Origin of the sequence: Yersinia aldovae ATCC 35236, assembly GCF_000173735.1 — a bacterium.
Taxonomy (GTDB): Bacteria; Pseudomonadota; Gammaproteobacteria; order Enterobacterales; family Enterobacteriaceae; genus Yersinia; species Yersinia aldovae.
In genome coordinates this window covers 1-1,220 of sequence record NZ_ACCB01000094.1, presented here as the reverse complement: position 1 = coordinate 1,220, position 1,220 = coordinate 1, and the positions used below count along the sequence as shown (strand labels likewise).

The following is a 1,220-nucleotide window of genomic DNA, read 5'->3' as shown; positions in this document are numbered from 1 at the left end:
AAACTTTAAACCCATTGGTGGCAGCGGTTATCCCTAAAGCCGTGGCTAAATGCGTTTTACCTGTACCAGGACCACCAAAAAATATAAGATTACGTTTTTCTCTGATGTAATCACAGTCATTCAGAAGTTCAATACTGGGTTTATTTAATGGGCTTTGTTCAAACTCAAAGTCAGACAGTGTTTTATGCTGTGGGAACCTAGCTTGATTAATACGGTAGCCAATACTGCGGATATGTCTTTGTGTTTGCTCTGTGGTTAATAAATTTCCAATAATATCCATCGTAGAACGCTTACGGCGTATACCATCAATAACTACGTCATCAAAGCTTTCAGCCATGGCTGTAAGCTTTAATTGTTTAAGTATTTCAATACAGTCATGCCGTTCCATTTGGTACCCCTTTTAATAACGTGTTGTAACGCTGACAATTAGCCTGGGGTGGGATGTTCAGTGGAATATCATTTATTTTAAACGTAGGTATTACGGGTTCAGTGAGTCGGTGAATAATATTAAGTACTGCCTCCACTGTAGGTACCCCTTCGTCTAACGTTATGGCTGCCGCGGTCACGCCTAAATCTTCACCATAATCAGCAATTAAAGACAGTAACTGCACCATAGCGCGATCACCTTTCGGACGCTTGAGTAGATGTTGCTGGAGTTCTTTAACCGGTTTAGGTAAATCCCAATTAATAAAAGGTTCACCGTTTCTCAGGGCGCCCGGTTTTCTTTTTAATGTGGACAGATAATGCCAGGGATTATAGGTTGTCTGGTTTTTAACGAAACTGCGTTGATGTTGAGCAACACACTCGCTATCGACAATAATTTTAATTTCTGTTGCAGTCGTTTTTAATGTCACTTTCTTACCCGCTAAATCATTGGGAACGCTGTATTTATGCCCATCAAAACAGAATAAGGATAAGGAGTTGATATGGACTATTGCAAATTGCCCTCCCGTATAAGGGAAATAAGGAGCCAGCTGGGTTTTCTCTGCACAAAATAACGCGTTAATGACTTTGCTTCTGTCTTCCGGGTGTGTGGCGGTTTGGATGATCTGATGACATTGGTCCAATAGAAAACTGTTTAACTCATCAATGCTATTAAAAGCCAGGGTCGGTTCAAACAGTTGTTCCGTAATGTTCTTACTTGGCGCTCGACCTGTCCTTTCTCCCATCCAGACGCTGGCGTACAGGCAACCGGATCTATAATAAAATGATTCATCATG

2 pseudogenes are annotated in these 1,220 nt (G+C 41.2%); both read right to left on the bottom strand.

The annotated features are described in order from the left end of the window. Positions 1–388, bottom strand: a pseudogene (gene istB / locus YALDO0001_RS19350) (IS21-like element ISYen2A/ISYen2B family helper ATPase IstB); the annotation flags it as partial. Continuing rightward, positions 375–1,220 (bottom strand): annotated as a pseudogene (locus tag YALDO0001_RS19345) (Mu transposase domain-containing protein); the annotation flags it as partial. The pseudogenes istB and YALDO0001_RS19345, both read right to left, overlap by 14 nt.